Source organism: Magnetococcales bacterium (assembly GCA_015231755.1).
Lineage (GTDB): Bacteria > Pseudomonadota > Magnetococcia > Magnetococcales > Magnetaquicoccaceae > Magnetaquiglobus.
In genome coordinates, this window is the sequence record JADGAZ010000009.1 from 71,057 (window position 1) to 85,859 (window position 14,803).

7 protein-coding genes are annotated in these 14,803 nt (G+C 59.4%); 4 read left to right on the top strand and 3 right to left on the bottom strand.

Going from position 1 to position 14,803, the window contains the following annotated elements:
* Positions 1-16 precede the first annotated feature (16 nt).
* Entirely contained in the window at positions 17-1,156 is a 1,140-nt protein-coding gene (locus tag HQL98_07810) for a SpoIIE family protein phosphatase (GenBank protein MBF0271949.1), read from the bottom strand.
* Positions 1,153-5,067, bottom strand: coding sequence for a response regulator (locus HQL98_07815; protein MBF0271950.1), 3,915 nt, complete (start codon positions 5,065-5,067; stop codon positions 1,153-1,155). The genes HQL98_07810 and HQL98_07815 overlap by 4 nt, the downstream gene beginning before the upstream one ends.
* 100 nt (positions 5,068-5,167) lie before the next feature.
* On the opposite strand from HQL98_07815, the gene HQL98_07820 reads away from it, so the two are divergent.
* The 4 genes from HQL98_07820 to HQL98_07835 all read left to right on the top strand — a co-directional run bounded on the left by HQL98_07820 (position 5,168) and on the right by HQL98_07835 (position 13,965).
* Positions 5,168-7,936 (top strand): response regulator, encoded by a 2,769-nt coding sequence (locus HQL98_07820; protein ID MBF0271951.1) that lies wholly within the window; start codon positions 5,168-5,170, stop codon positions 7,934-7,936.
* A gap of 26 nt (positions 7,937-7,962) precedes the next feature.
* The gene (locus HQL98_07825; protein ID MBF0271952.1) at positions 7,963-9,327 is read left to right on the top strand and encodes an extracellular solute-binding protein; all 1,365 of its coding nucleotides are present in this window, start codon (positions 7,963-7,965) and stop codon (positions 9,325-9,327) included.
* Between the two features lie 19 nt (positions 9,328-9,346).
* Positions 9,347-12,181 (top strand): response regulator, encoded by a 2,835-nt coding sequence (locus HQL98_07830; protein MBF0271953.1) that lies wholly within the window; start codon positions 9,347-9,349, stop codon positions 12,179-12,181.
* A gap of 128 nt (positions 12,182-12,309) precedes the next feature.
* Positions 12,310-13,965: a diguanylate cyclase gene (locus HQL98_07835; GenBank protein MBF0271954.1), complete on the top strand. Its 1,656-nt coding sequence runs from the start codon at positions 12,310-12,312 to the stop codon at positions 13,963-13,965.
* Positions 13,966-14,000: 35 nt separating this feature from the next.
* Here HQL98_07835 and HQL98_07840 read toward each other — a convergent pair whose 3' ends face one another.
* Complete coding sequence (locus tag HQL98_07840; GenBank protein ID MBF0271955.1) at positions 14,001-14,627, bottom strand: response regulator; 627 nt, start codon at positions 14,625-14,627, stop codon at positions 14,001-14,003.
* Positions 14,628-14,803 lie beyond the last annotated feature (176 nt).

Consider the following 14,803-nt stretch of genomic DNA (forward strand, 5'->3'; position numbering starts at 1 on the left):
TGGGGCATGTTGATGATTATACTTCTATTTCGATCATCGCAATATCATCTTCGTGGGTTTCGCGTCCGCAATGGGCATGGAGACGGGTCAGGATGGTCTCCAGGGGTGCCCCGCCCCACAGCGGATGGATCAGCATCTCTTCCAGCCGTGCGCCGCCGAACATCTCCCCTTGGGGGGTGACGGCTTCGACGATGCCATCGGTGTACAGATAGATTTTTTCTCCCGGTTGCACCAGGATGGGGACTTCCAGGGTCGGGGAGTCGGCCATGAAGCTCACCCCCAGGGGGTGAAAGGTGGAGATGACCCGTCTTGGTGGGATGCTCGGGTGGATCAGCAGGGTTTCCGGCATGGCGGCGTTCAAAATGAGGGCCTGTTGACGGAGGCTGTCCAGTTCCACCAGGGTGGCGGCGAAAAAAATGCCGGTGGGAAGCCGGGCGTGCAACTGGTTGTTGATCTCCCGGAACAGATCCGGTCCGGAGTCGCCACGGGCGGTCATGGACTGGAAAATATAGGCCACCATCGGTCCGCCGATGGCCGCCGTCAGACCGTGACCGGTGAAATCCCCCAGCAAGACCCGTTGTCGGCCATCCGGAGTGCTGGCGGACAACAGCAGGTCTCCGGCGGTCTGTTCCACCGGATGATACAGATGACGTACCCGACGGGTGGCAAAATGATCGGCCCCACGCATGCGCAACACGATGTTTTCGATCATCTCCCGCTCTTCCGTGAGCAGCAGGTTCTGGCGTTCGATAATTCGTGATGCCTCCCGCAGGGCCAGTTGGGTCTGGACCCGCGCCCGCACGATGGCCGGGCGGATCGGCTTGGTGATGTAGTCCACGGCTCCCAGTTCCAGGCCGAGCAGTTCGTCGGCGTCGTCGCTCAATCCGGTGATGAAAATGATCGGAATCTCCCGGGTGACCGGATCCTCCTTGAGATGACGGCATACCGCGTGGCCATCCATTTCCGGCATCATCACATCCAGCAGGATCAGATCCGGTATCGGCTCGATGAGTACCGCCTTCAGGGCGGCCCGGCCATGGATCGCGGGTCGGATGCGGTACAGGTCGCTCAATACCCCCTTGAGGATGGTGATGTTTTCTGGCGCGTCGTCCACCACCAGCAGGGTCTTGGGGCGGGTTTCCTGATCTGTTTTCATGGGGGTGACTCCAGTTCGACCCCGGCCTCGGTGGCCCATTGGCGCAGGGCATCCAGCGCCCCTTCATAATCGTAGCCTTCCAGCAGAATTTTCAAGGTGCGCAAACGTTCTCGTTGTGCATCGGTGGTGATCACCCCTTCCATGGCGTCGATCACGGCATCGGCTCCGGAATCAAAGTGATAGATCAAGGTGTTGGCCTGTCGGAACAACGGGGTCAGCCGTGCCGCATCCGTGGCGTGATCCGGCGGGGGGTGGGGCGCCTGTGGTTCCGGAGTCGGAAAGGCATGGGTAATGGTGGCCACCACGGCTTCCAGTTCTGTGGTGGCCCGTTCCACCAGCAGGGGCAAGGGGGCGTGGTCCTGGCCGCCGCCGGGATGGGTGGCCCGTTCGATGGCTGCGGCGGCGTCCCGCAGACCGCAGGCGCCGATGCTGGCCGCCACCCCTTTGAGGGTGTGGGCGGTCCGTTCCAGGGTGGCGTAATCCGGTTTGGCGAGCAGTTCGGTCATGACCCGTCCCGCCTCCCCCTGATTGTGGACAAAGCGTGACAGAATATTGCGATACAACGTTTCGTCTCCGCCCATGGTGGCCAGTCCCATGCGGGTATCCAGACCGGGCAGGGGAGGCAGGGTCGTGGTTTTTCCGGTTCGGACGGCGGTGGCCTCGGGGAGGGATGGGAGGTGTTCCTCCAGAGACGGGGAGGGTTTTTCCACGGTGTCCGGCAGCCACTTGAGCAGCGTGTCGTAGAGAATATGCGGTTCGATGGGCTTGGTGACATAGTCGTTCATGCCGGCCCGCAAACACAACTCCCGGTCTCCGCTCATGGCGTTGGCGGTCATGGCAATGATGGGCAGGGTTTGCCATTTCTGGTCGGCCCGGATGCGCCGGGTGGCCTCGAAACCGTCCATCACCGGCATCTGCACATCCATGAGCACCAGATCGAAACCACCGGTTTGCACCTTTTCCACCGCCTCGACCCCGTTGACCGCCACCTCCACCCGGCAGCCCGCCATGGCCAGAATGCCTTTGGCCACCTCTTGATTGAGTTCATTGTCTTCCACCAGCAGCAGTCGTCCGCCGATGACGGGTTTGGTGTGGATCTCCCGGACCCGGGGCAGATTGCGTCCTCCCTGGGCGTGGGCGATCATCTCCAGGAGCGCCGAGGCGGTGAAGGGTTTCATCAGGAACCAGGGCACCTCCTCGCGGCTGGAGGAGGTGTTGACCTCATCATGGCCGAACGCGGTCACCAGGATGACTGGCGGCGCCTCGGTGCCCAACGTTTCCCGGATGCGACGCATCGCCTCCAGGCCATCCATGCCGGGCATGCGCCAGTCCATGAGCACCAGATCGAACGGATCGTCCGGGGCGGCGCGCAAGACACGATCCACGGCCTGGAGGCCGTTTTCCGCCTCCTCGATGCGGCAGGGATAGGGGGCGAGCATCTCCCGGCATACCCGGCGGGCCATGGGATGATCATCCACCACCAGCATGCGGGAGGCGGTGAGCCGCAAGGGGATTTCCGGGGTGTCGGGGAGGGTGTCGTTGTGTTTGCCGGCGAGGGGAAAGGGAAGCTGGAAGGAGAACTGACTCCCTTGACCCGGTTCACTGGTCAAGCGGATTTCTCCACCCATTTGTTCCACCAGATGACGGCAGATGGCCAGACCCAGCCCGGTGCCCCCATAGCGGCGGGTGGTGGAAGAGTCAGCCTGGGTGAAGGCGTTGAAAAGACGTGCTATTTGATCCGGAGTCATGCCGATGCCGGTGTCGCGTACCCGGAAGTCTACCCGGGCGGTCTGATTGGTGATCCCGGCGCACAGGATTTCCAAAGAGACCTCCCCCGACTCGGTGAACTTGACCGCATTGCTCATCAGGTTGAGCAGGATCTGTCCCAGTCGCAGAGGATCCCCCATCAGCACCGAAGGGAGTTGGTGATCCACGAAGACGATCAGTTCCAGGGCCTTGTCCTGGGTTTTGGGCGCCACCATGGCGGCCACCCGATCCGCCACCTTGTCCAGGGCGAAGGGGATGGATTCCAGGGAGAGCTTGCCGGCTTCGATTTTGGAGAAGTCCAGAATGTCGTTGATGATGTGCAACAGGGTGCGTCCCGCCTCCTCGATGCGGGCGAGATAATGGCGCTGCTGGGTGTTGAGATTGGTCTGCAAGGCCAGATGGATCATGCCCATGACCGCGTTGATGGGGGTGCGGATTTCGTGGCTCATGTTGGCCAGAAAATAGGATTTGGTCTGGCTGGCGTCTTCGGCCATTTTGCGGGCGTTGAACAGCACCGTGGTCTCCCGGTGGAGCACCAGATAATAGGTGAGCATCAGAATGCTGACCAGCAGAGCGATGAGAATGCCCAGCATGCGGTTGACCCGGGTGGTTTTTTCGGCTTTCAGCAGCAGGATCGACCACCCTTCCTGGTTGATGGCCAGACGCCCGACGATATACGGGGTATGCTCGATTTCCAGCCGGGTGTCATCCAGCAGTTCTTTTTTGAAGACCGATTTGTGTTCGTTCAAGGGGCCGAATTGTTTGGAGGTTTCCAGATGGTTCAGGATGGCGGCATCCAGGGGCCAGAGGGGTCTGGGGGTGAACCCCTCCTGGCCGGAGAGCAGCGCCACGCCATGCGGATTGAGCAAAAAGGCGTGGGAGAATTTTTTGAATCCCAGTTCGGATTCGAGGAGTGTTTTTTTGATCACCGCCACCGCGATGATCTCCTGGCTTCCTCCACGGGCGCGAATGGGGGCGCCGGCGTAATAGCCCGGTTCGCCGGAGGTAACCCCGTAGGCGAAATAGTGTCCGATCCGGCCTTCCATGGCTTCCTGGAAGTAGGGACGGAAACGGTAGTTCTGGCTTAGAAAGCTGCCGGGGGTGTCCCGGTTGGAGGCGGAGAACACCACCCCTTTGGGATCCATCAGATAGGCGATGCCTTTGACCGACGAGGCCAGTTGATCCAGGGTGCTTTGGATTTCCCAGGCATGTTCCGATGGCGTCATGTCTGAGTGCAGCATGGGCTGGATGATGCCCGCCAGGGCGATCACGCTGCCTTCGATGGCGAAGGTTTCCCGATTGAGCCGGTTGGCCAGTCCTTCCAGGTCATTGCGCAGGGCTGTGGACTGATCGGTTTGGTAGAGCTTGCCCAGATGTTCGGTCAGACCCCATCCGGCGCCGAGCAGGAGCAGAAATCCGCCGATGAACAGGGAAAAATAGCGTTTTTGTTTCTGGAATAGCGGGTTGATTTCCGGTTGATCCGTGGCCACCCCCCACAAGGAAATGGTGAGCAGCATGGCCGCTATCGCCCGCAGCAGTTGAATGGGCACCCCGGTGGTGGCCAGGAAGCTTTGAGTGTTGAGTGCCGTGGCGGGCCAGACAGTCATCGGGGGTACCACCAAGCCGCTGGCCAGTCCATAAGCCAACATGCCCAAGGCGCCAAAACGCAGCCAGAGCCGTTTGCCGCGCGTGGATGTGCTCCCGGCCTGCCAGAAAAGTCCCGCGCCGATCAGGCAGGAGGGTAGAACCAGCCCATAGCGCATCCAGGCAGGAAAATATTCCACTCCCTGAATCCAGGCCACCACCCCGACCCCGGTCAGGGGGACCAGGGAGAGTCCGGGTGCCCAGTGGCGTGCCAGTCGCGTCGCCAATCCAGACAGGGCAAACTCCGCCAGAAAGAGGAAAGAGACTGCATGGATGAAAAAACGTATGGCATAGAATTCGGGGGAGTCTCCGAAGATCATTTCGAGCAGTTCCAGCCACTCGCTCACCCCATGGCACAGGCCGAATCCCCCCAGAAGACGCCAGGAAAGTCCGGAAGGGTCATCCCGGGGCATGGATTGACAGACTACCCCCAGAATGAGAAAGCTCAGTCCGTAGACAAAAAAGATGTAATCCATCTGTTGTGAGAACCAATCGGCCATTGACTTTTTCCTTGATTTGATCTACAATATTTGCATATATTGCAGAAATTGCAGAAGAGCGTCAAGTATCAAACCGTGACAGGCAGATATGAACGAATCCATGCGACCCCGAATCCTCATCGTTGACGACAAACCGGCCAACCTCAAGGCGATGCGCGCCCTGTTGACCGGTGTGGCCGCCGAGATTCTGGAGGCGGGTTCCGGCAACGAGGCTTTGGGCCTGATGCTGGAACACGAACTGGCGTTGGTGCTTTTGGATGTGGATATGCCGGGCATGGACGGTTTCGAGGTGGCGCGGACCGCTTTCAAGCTGGAGCGGACCCGGAACTTGCCGATCTTGTTCGTGACGGCGGCTTACAAGGATGAATTTCATCGCCTTCAGGGGTATGGGACCGGGGCGGTCGATTACATCGAAAAGCCGGTCAACGATGTGATGTTGCACGCCAAGGTATCTCTTTTTCTCAATTTATACAATGCACGTGCCGAGTCCGAGCGGTTGCGCCAGGAGTTGCAGGTCACCGAGGAGCGGTTCAAGCTCGCTCTGGAAGGCAGCGATGACGGCTTGTGGGATTGGGATGTTCCCTCCGGAGCGGTCTATTTCAGTCCCAGACTCATCAGCATGCTGGGCTACGGGTCGAACGATCTGGAACCCCATGTGCGCGCCTGGGAGCGTTTGGTTCATCCGGATGATCTGCCCGGGGTCATGTTGGTGCTGGATCAGCACATGGCGGGTCGCACGCCATTTTATCAAACCGAACATCGGTTGCGCACCCGCAACGGAGCGTGGTTGTGGATTCTCGACCGGGGCAAGGTGGTGGCCCGCAACCGAAACGGCGCTCCGGTCCGGATGGTTGGCACCCACCAGGATATCTCCCAGCGCAAACGGATGGAAGAGGAGATCCGTCAGGGCAAGGAGCGTTATGAGGAGTTGACCTCACGGATTCCGGTGGGGGTGTACAAATTCCGCTACAGCACCCAGGGGGCCATGTCTTTCGATTATGTCAGCCAGCCTTTCTGCACCCTGCTGGGTCACGAGCGGGAAGCGTTGATGAAGGATCTGTCCCTGGTATTCCGTTCCGCCCACCCGGACGAACAAGAGGAGATGATCCGGCTCAATCTGAGAGTGGCGCGCAACAAGGAGCCTTTTTTGTGGATCGGGCGGTTTGTCGTGTCGGGCAACACCCGTTGGTTGCAGATCCAGTCCACGCCCCACGAGGAGTTGAACGGGGATACCACCTGGGATGGCGTGGTGATCGACATCACCGACCGGCAACTGCTGGAAAACGCCCTGCGGGTGGCCAAGCAGGAGGCGGATCGGGCCAGTCGGGCCAAGAGTCGTTTTCTGGCCACCATGAGCCATGAGATTCGTACCCCCATGAATACCATTCTGGGCATGGGGGAGATGTTGCGGGAGTCTCCCCGTCTTTCACCCCGGGAGCGGCAGTTTGTGCAGATCGCCAATCGGGCCGGGGATGCCCTCATGGCGTTGATCAACGATATTCTGGATTTGTCCAAGATCGAGGCGGGTCAACTGCGTCTGGAACAGATCACCTTTTCCCCGGAGGCGGAGATCCGTCAGGCTGTGGCCATCACCCGTCCCGGGGCCGTGGGCAAGGGGATCGAGTTGGTCTGCACGGTGGATCCCGGCTTGCCGCGCCATGCGTTGGGGGATCCCCAGCGATTGCGTCAGATCCTGTTGAATTTATTAGGTAATGCGGTCAAGTTTACCCAGCAGGGGCAGATCGTGATGCGGGCCAACGCCCTGGAAGGGGAGATGGCCCATTTCAGCGTTCAGGACTCCGGCATCGGCATTTCCGAAGATCGGCTGGAAGCGATCTTTTTGCCGTTCATGCAGGCGGAAGACTCCACCACCCGCCGTTTCGGGGGAACCGGACTGGGGTTGAACATTTGCCAGCAACTGGTGACGCACATGGGCGGGCGGATCTGGGTGGAGAGCCGGGTGGGGGTGGGGAGTGTGTTTCATTTCACGGTGCGCCTGCCCAACGCCATGCCTGTGGAAGAGGTGTCGGCGGCGGGAGGGCATGGCCCGGGTCCGGAGACCGGAGAGCGGGTTTCCAATCCCCGCATCCTGCTGGTGGACGATACCGAGGACAATCGCTTGGTGGTCGGTGCGTTTCTGGAGGGCGGACCGTATCAACTGGTGGAGGCGGCCAGCGGTGCCGAAGCCTTGTTGCAGGTGGAGTCGTCCCGGTTCGATCTGATTTTCATGGACGTGATGATGCCGGACATGGATGGCCTGGAGACCACCCGTCGCATTCGGGCCCTGGAAGGGTTGCGGGGCATGAAACGGACTCCGGTGATCGCCCTGACCGCCAACGCCATGAAAGAAGACGTGGAACAGACCCTGGCCGCCGGTTGTGATCAGCATCTGTCCAAGCCCTTGCGACGCGGGGATCTGCTGGAGGTGTTGGGTCGGTATGTCGGGCATGGGCCGTCGCTCTCCTCCGACGTTCCCCTCCTGGCCAAACGGCCTGCGCCGCTTCCCTTTCCAGCGCGGGTGGTGATCGATCCGGATACCCTGGCCCAGCTCAAGGAGGAGACCGGACGGGGATTCGTGCGCGTCCTGGAGATGTTTCTCAAGAATCTGCCGGGTCGTCTCGATGCGTTGCGCACCGCCTGGGAGATGCACGATTCCGAAGGGTTGCGTCAGGTATCCCACAAGCTCAAGGGCACCTCCAGCACCTTCGGGGCGGCGCGTTTTTCCGGGTTGTGCGCCGAACTGGAGCAACTCGTCGTCCGGGAAGCGGCCCTCGCTTTGCTTCAGGACTCCTTGAACCAAGTGCTGGAAGAGGGCAGCGCGGTTCAAAAACAATTGGAAGCGGTATTGCGTGAATTCCAGCTTCCATGATCCTTGCCTGAATTCGGGAGGTTGTCATGTCCAGCCCGAGTCTGAATCCCGGTCCGAATCCCGGTCCGAATCCCGGTCCGAATCCTGGTCCGAATCCTGATCCGAATCCCGTTTTGCAGCCAGCGCCGGAATCGGGGCTGTCCCGGCGGCAACTGCTGGGTGCGGCCGGCGTGCTGGGTGCCGGAGCCTTGTTGCGCGGCGCCCCGTTTGTCCATGCCTCCGAGCCTCCGGTGTTGCGGGTGCTGGGTACCCACGTCACCCTCCGGGAGGCGATCCGCAAAAAGGCCGAAGAGGATCTGGGATTTTCCATCCGTTTTGAGCCGGGGGGGGATGCCCTGGTCCAGCAGAAGGCTTCCGCCCGTCCCCAGGACTTTGATCTGTACGAACAGTGGAGCAACAGCATTCACATTCTGTGGCGTGCCGGTTCCATCCAGCCCATCGAAATCGAACGTCTGCATCGTTGGGACGAAGTCAACAATCTCACCAAAATCGGTCGTCTGACCCCGGAAGCCCGTATTGGACTGGGTGATGCGCCCCATACGCTGCTTTATGTCCAGCCAAATGGCAGGCTGGGGTCCACGCCGGGCAAGGGGATCAGTTTTTTGCCTTATGTCCACAATGTGGACTCCTTTGGCTACGACAGCCGCGTCATTCCCAAGGGGATCGCCTACGAAACCGAAAGCTGGGGATGGCTGCTGGATGACCAGTGGCATGGCAAGGTGGCGGTGATCAATGAACCGACCATCGGCATTTTCGATCTGGCCCTGGCCGCCGAGTCGAAGGGGCTGATGCGGTTCCGGGATATGGGCAACATGACCGAAGACGAGGTGGATCAACTGTTTGAATTGTTGATCGGCCTGAAACGGCGGGGACACTTCAGCGGTTTCTGGACCTCGGTGCCGGAGTCCGCCAGCATGCTGGCCACGGGTCGGGCCGTGGTGGCGAGCATGTTTTCCCCGGCGGTGGCCGACCTCAACGAACAGGGGATTCCCGCTGTCTATGCCGCGCCCAAGGAGGGATATCGGGCCTGGCATGGGGTGATGTGCCTGTCGTCTCGCACCGGGGGACAGCGCAAGGAGATGGCTTATGACTTCATGAACTGGTGGCTCTCCGGCTGGCCGGGGGCTTTTGTTGCCCGTCAGGGTTATTACATCTCCAATCCGGAGCGCTCCCGTCCCTTCATGAGTCCGGCGGAGTGGGACTACTGGTATGAAGGCAAACCGGCCCGGGAGGATCTCACGGGACCGGAAGGCCGCATCTCCGTGCGTCGGGGCATGGTGCGCAACGGCGGCTCGTATTGGCAACGCTTCGCCAATGTGGCGGTTTGGAACACGGTCATGGATACCTATGAGTATTCCTTGCCCCGTTGGCACGAATTTCTGCTCTCCTGAGGCATTAAGGAAAACGGCGATGTTCAAACCCGCATTTCGCATGCCACGCACCATCGGGGTGCGGATTTTCGCCGGATTCGGCGTGATCCTCCTGATTGTGGTGGCGGAGGCGGTGGTCGGCAAGCTGGGATTCGATAACGCGGTCTTCTATTTCAACCGGCATCGGGAAGCCAACCAGGTGGTGCGGGAGATCCTGGAACTGGAACGCAATGTTTTGGAGTTGCAACGGGGGGTGCTGGCCTACACCTATTCGGGTTACGCCGGTGTGGCGGCCCGGGTCAAGGAGCAGCGTCAACTGTTGACCACCCAGATGACCCGGGCCAGGGAGTTGATTCACGATCCGGCGCGTCTGGCGATTCTGGATCGCATGGATGCCCATCTGGGGATCTATTCCGACAGCTTCAGCTCCGCCATCGAGGAGCGCACCCTGCGGGATGAAATGGCTTTTTCCCAGATGGCCCGGATTGGCGACAGTACCGTGGAGATTCTGTCACGTCTGAGCGAGGAACGGCGCTCTCTGCCGGATCCGGAAGGATCGTTGCTCTCCAGTCGTTTGCAGGAGAAACTGCTCTACGCCCAACGGGACGCGCTGCGTTTTTTGATCAAACCCAACTCCCGGTTGGTGCGGGAGAATCTGGAACAACTGCCCCGCATCGAACGACTGCTGACCCAACTGGGAACCCACCTGGGGCAGGGCGGTCCCGACACGGAAATCGTCCAGGCGCTCCAGACCGGGATCGCCCGTTTCGATCAGGCTTTCAATGGCATGGTGCAGGCCACCCGCGCCTACATGCATCTGGTCTATGTGGTCATGGGGGGCGAGGCGGCGGAGATCGCCTATCTGGCCCGGGAGCTCAAGGATTATACCTTGCGGGATCAGGCCCAAGCCGAAGCGGACATGACCACGGCCATCGTGCAATCCCAGACCATCGCCCGTTGGGTCTCTTTCGGGGCCTTGCTGCTTGGTCTTTATCTCGCATGGCGGATCAGCCGGGACATCTCGAATCCCATCCGCGCCATGACCCTCACTTTGCAACATTTGGCCCGAGGGCGCATGGATGCGGAAATTCCCGGCACGGGCCGCTCCGACGAAATCGGCACCATGGCCCTGGCGGCCCACGTCTTCAAGGAAAAAGCCCACGAACTGGCCAATGCCAGCCGCTATAAATCCGAATTTTTGGCCAACATGTCCCACGAGTTGCGCACGCCCCTCAACAGTTTGTTGATTCTGGCCAAGATGTTGGCCAAAAACGAAGAGGGCAATCTGACCCGGGGGCAGGTGGATTCGGCCCAGGTGATCCACGAAAGCGGCAGCGATCTGCTGCGTCTGATCAACGATATCCTGGATCTTTCCAAGGTGGAGGCCGGGCGCATGGAGGTGCTTTGGGAAAACCGGGGATTCGAGTCGTTTTTACGGAGCATCGAACGGCTGTTCCGTCCGGTGGCCGAGCAGAAAGGCCTTGCCTTCCGGTGCGACATCGAGCCGGGAATGCCCACCGAACTGCGCAGCGATTGGGCCAAGGTGGAACAGGTGATCCGCAATTTTCTTTCCAACGCCTTCAAGTTCACGGCTCAGGGTCATGTTCGGGTGCAGGTGACTCGGCCCCGGGTGGGCACGGTGTTTCTCAATCCCGGACTCTCCGTGGACAACTGCGTGGCCATTGCGGTGAATGACTCCGGAATCGGCATTCCGGAGGACAAGCAGGAGCAGATCTTTGAGGCGTTCCGGCAGGTGGATGGCACCACCAGTCGCCAATATGGTGGCACCGGATTGGGGCTTTCCATCTCCCGCAAGTTCGCGGAGTTGATCGGCGGCGAGATCCGGGTGGAAAGCCATTTGGGGCAGGGGTCCACGTTTTCGCTGCTGATTCCCACCCTGCCCCCGGAATCTCTGGATCCACGATTCCGCCATGCCCTGGTGTCCCCGGAGGGGGAAAACGACGTCACCGCGTCGGAGTCCACCTTCCGGGATCCGACCCGTATCCTGTTGATCGTGGATGACGATTCGCGCAATCTTTTTGCGTTGCGGCAGTTGCTCGAAAGTCGGGTGGGGGCCATCCACACCGCCCGCAACGGACGGGATGCCATCGAGATGTTGGAAGCCCATCCCGATGTGGATCTGGTGTTGATGGACATCATGATGCCGGAGATGGATGGTCTGGAGGCCATGCGTCAGATTCGTTTGCAGAGCCGGTTCAGTCGTCTGCCCATGCTGGCCTTGACCGCCAAGGTCATGCCTGGGGATCGGGATCAGTGCCTGGAGGCGGGTGCCAGCGACTATCTGTCCAAACCGGTGGAGCCGTTCAAGTTGTTCAGCGCCTTGTCCGACTGGCTGGGTACGCCCAAGCCGGTTTCCATCCTGCGGCCCCGTGGCGGGGAGTCGCCCGAATCGGGAGAGGAACCACCGTCCGGTGAGCCTCTCCGGGAGGTGCTTGCCGTCACGGTGCTGATCGTGGATCCGGATATGCGCAGTACCTTCAGTCTGGCCCAGGTGCTGGAAAAAAGAGTCGGACGGATTCTGGTGGCGCGGGATGAGGGCAAGGCCCTGGAGATGCTGGAGCGGGAACCGGCCATCAATCTGATTTTCATGGACAGCCAAATTTTCCAGGCTGGAGGTTTGGAAGCTTTGTGCGCCGTGCGACAGCGTGAAACAACCCGTGCGCTGACGGTCATTGTCTTGCTCGCCGACAGTCAGCCCGACGCTGTTGTCTCTTCGATCCTACAGGCGGGAGTCGATGATTGCCTTATCAAACCCGTGGCTCCGGACGTTTTGCTGCGGATTTTGAATCAATGGCGTCCGCAGGGCAATCCGCTTGATCCGGATCCGTGCAATACGCCCGAATCGGTGTCATGATGCAGATGTGATGATATGATCGTGTTTTGCGTCTACCATTTGGGACAATTTGAGATCATTCGGGACACGTTCCTATGGCGATTCCGCGACCTGCGTCTCTCCGTGACAGGGCTCCCTGGCTGACCGGCATGTTGACGACGCGTTTTTTGCGTTCGAGTTTTTTTTTGAGCGTGATTCTGGTGGTTTTGATTCCGGTGCATGCCCTTTGGGTCACCCATCCGGCCTTCCGCGATCTGTTGATCCGGTTCACCGAAGAGAATGCCGTGCGGTTGGCCAACCGCATGGCCGATTCGGTGGTGTTTGATGCCTCCACCGGCAAGCCATTGATCACGAATGCGTTGCGGGCCGATATGGCGCAACTCGCCAAAGGGTTTCAGCTTTACAAGTACCGGCTTTTTGATGCCCAGGGATCCATTTTGCTCTCTTCGGTCGAAGGCGATGTGGGTACTATCAACAAACATGATTATTTTCATCAGATTGTCGCCCAGGGGCGCACCCACAGTCTGACCGTGAAAAAGAATCACCCCACCCTGGAACAAGAACGGTTTCAGCGGGATGTGGTGGAGACTTACGTACCCATCATGCGTGACAACCATTTTTCTGGGGCTTTCGAGCTTTATTCCGACATCACCGAATGGCTTTGGGCCATGGAGTGGATTGTGTCCAGAACCTCGTGGGTGCTGGGGGGCATGGCCATGGTGTTGTTGTTGGTCATTGTGGTCACCCGTTCTCAGGTGATGCGCCGTGTGGGTCTGTTCACGCACGCCATGGCCGCAACCGCCTTGGGAGAGTTTCAGCATCGGCTTTTCCTATCCGGACGGGATGAGTTGACCGATATGGCCCTGAATTTCAACCGTATGAGCGATGAGTTGCACAAGCTCCATTGGGGATTGCAAAACGAGAAAAACAAGTTGACCACGATCATCCTGAGTGCCCGGGAGGGGATCGTGGTGACCGATGATCAAGGACAGGTGGTACTGGTCAATCCCGCGGCGGAGCGGTTGCTGGGCAAGTCCGGGGAGCAGGTCCAGCGGGAGGGCTTTGTGCGGGTGGTGGATGATCCGGAGTTCGTGGGCCGCTTCTTGGAACAAGAAGGGGTGGATATGCCCGAAACGCTGGTCTTCAATCAACATGTGCTGCAATTTTATGCCTCCACCATTCGCAACCGGGAGGGGGAGAGGATCGGATCGGCGGCTTTGATGCGGGATATCACCGAGGAAAAGAAGCTCGAAGAGAAATTGCGTAATCAATCCATCACCGATGCCTTGACCACGTTGTTCAACCGTCGCCACGCCATGGATATCCTGGGCATCGAATGGCAACGCTGTCAGCGTACCGGAATCGGATTTGCCTTCGCCTTGTTGGATGTGGATTTTTTCAAGCGGTTCAATGATGAATACGGTCACGACCAGGGCGACCGGGTGTTGAAGGCTGTGGCCAGGAGTCTGCTTTTGTACTATCGGCAGATCGATGTCTGCTGTCGTCACGGAGGGGAGGAGTTTTGCGTCATCATGCCCGGCACCACCCTTGCAGGGGCGGTGCTGGCGGCTGAACGGCTACGGCAGGGGATCGAGAGGATGCGGATCGATGGCCTGCAGGTGACCGTGAGCATCGGGGTGACGGTCAGTGATCCGTCCATGTTGCAGCATGATGATGTGGTGAAACGGGCCGATGTCGCCCTGTATGCGGCCAAGCATGGGGGGCGTAACCGGGTGGTCGAGTGGAACGCATCTTTTGAGCCAACCGGAAAACCATGTGTGGCCCCGTCAGGGGAGTGTGTTTGACCCCCCCCCGTCAGTGGGTTTTGACGATGATGCATTTACACGTTGCTTGCGTTGGTTCGCCGGTTGCGTTGATGGGTGAAAAGAGACTCCATGACCACGATTTTCAGACGATCATAGGGGGTTGGCTTTTGGAAGACCTCCACATCTTCGGGCATGCCGCCTTTGGCGGCGATTTGGGTTTCGTCCATGGCGGTCACCACGATGATCCGGGTGCGGGTCAATTCCGAGGACTCCCGCAGGGCGCGGATCATCTGGAATCCATCCATGGCCGGCATCATCAGGTCGGCGATGATCACTTCGGGTTTGTGCAGGCCGGCCTGGATCAGGCCGTCGTAGCCGTCCTCCGCCACCACCAGTCGCACCGGCAATCCCCAGTTGGCCACCACTGCTTTGGTGATTTCCCGCAGATTTTCATCGTCTTCCACCAGCAACAGGGTCAGTTCCAGAAGATCGGGATCCTGGAGTTGTTCGCGGCGTTTGGCCAGCAGTTGGTTGATGGAACTCATGGGGATACGGCAGTGGCCCCCGGCGGTTTTCCAGGATTTGATGATTCCCCGTTCCATCCAATAGTGGATCGTTCGTTGGGAAACCCCCAACATCTGGGCCGCCTTGGAGGTGGTGACCACTGGATCGGCAACTTCCGGTGTCCGTGACAATGGCATGGTGTTTCCATCGAATTCAGGAGGTGGATCGGAGAAAATGCAAAAATTACAAAAATTGCAAGAATTCCGCTAATTCCAATTTTAAATGGTAATCATACTCCGTCTAGAAAGCTTGGGCAAGGAAAAACTTGACCGATTAACACATAAACGTTAATTAATGTATTCGTGCCTAAAGT

What these genes read in the sequence shown, in the direction of transcription:
- HQL98_07810 (MBF0271949.1), bottom strand. Translation starts at nt 1,156, where the DNA reads ATGAAAACAGATCAGGAAACCCGCCCCAAGACCCTGCTGGTGGTGGAC.
- HQL98_07815 (MBF0271950.1), bottom strand. Translation starts at nt 5,067, where the DNA reads ATGGCCGATTGGTTCTCACAACAGATGGATTACATCTTTTTTGTCTAC.
- HQL98_07820 (MBF0271951.1), top strand. Translation starts at nt 5,168, where the DNA reads ATGCGACCCCGAATCCTCATCGTTGACGACAAACCGGCCAACCTCAAG.
- HQL98_07825 (MBF0271952.1), top strand. Translation starts at nt 7,963, where the DNA reads ATGTCCAGCCCGAGTCTGAATCCCGGTCCGAATCCCGGTCCGAATCCC.
- HQL98_07830 (MBF0271953.1), top strand. Translation starts at nt 9,347, where the DNA reads ATGTTCAAACCCGCATTTCGCATGCCACGCACCATCGGGGTGCGGATT.
- HQL98_07835 (MBF0271954.1), top strand. Translation starts at nt 12,310, where the DNA reads ATGTTGACGACGCGTTTTTTGCGTTCGAGTTTTTTTTTGAGCGTGATT.
- HQL98_07840 (MBF0271955.1), bottom strand. Translation starts at nt 14,627, where the DNA reads ATGCCATTGTCACGGACACCGGAAGTTGCCGATCCAGTGGTCACCACC.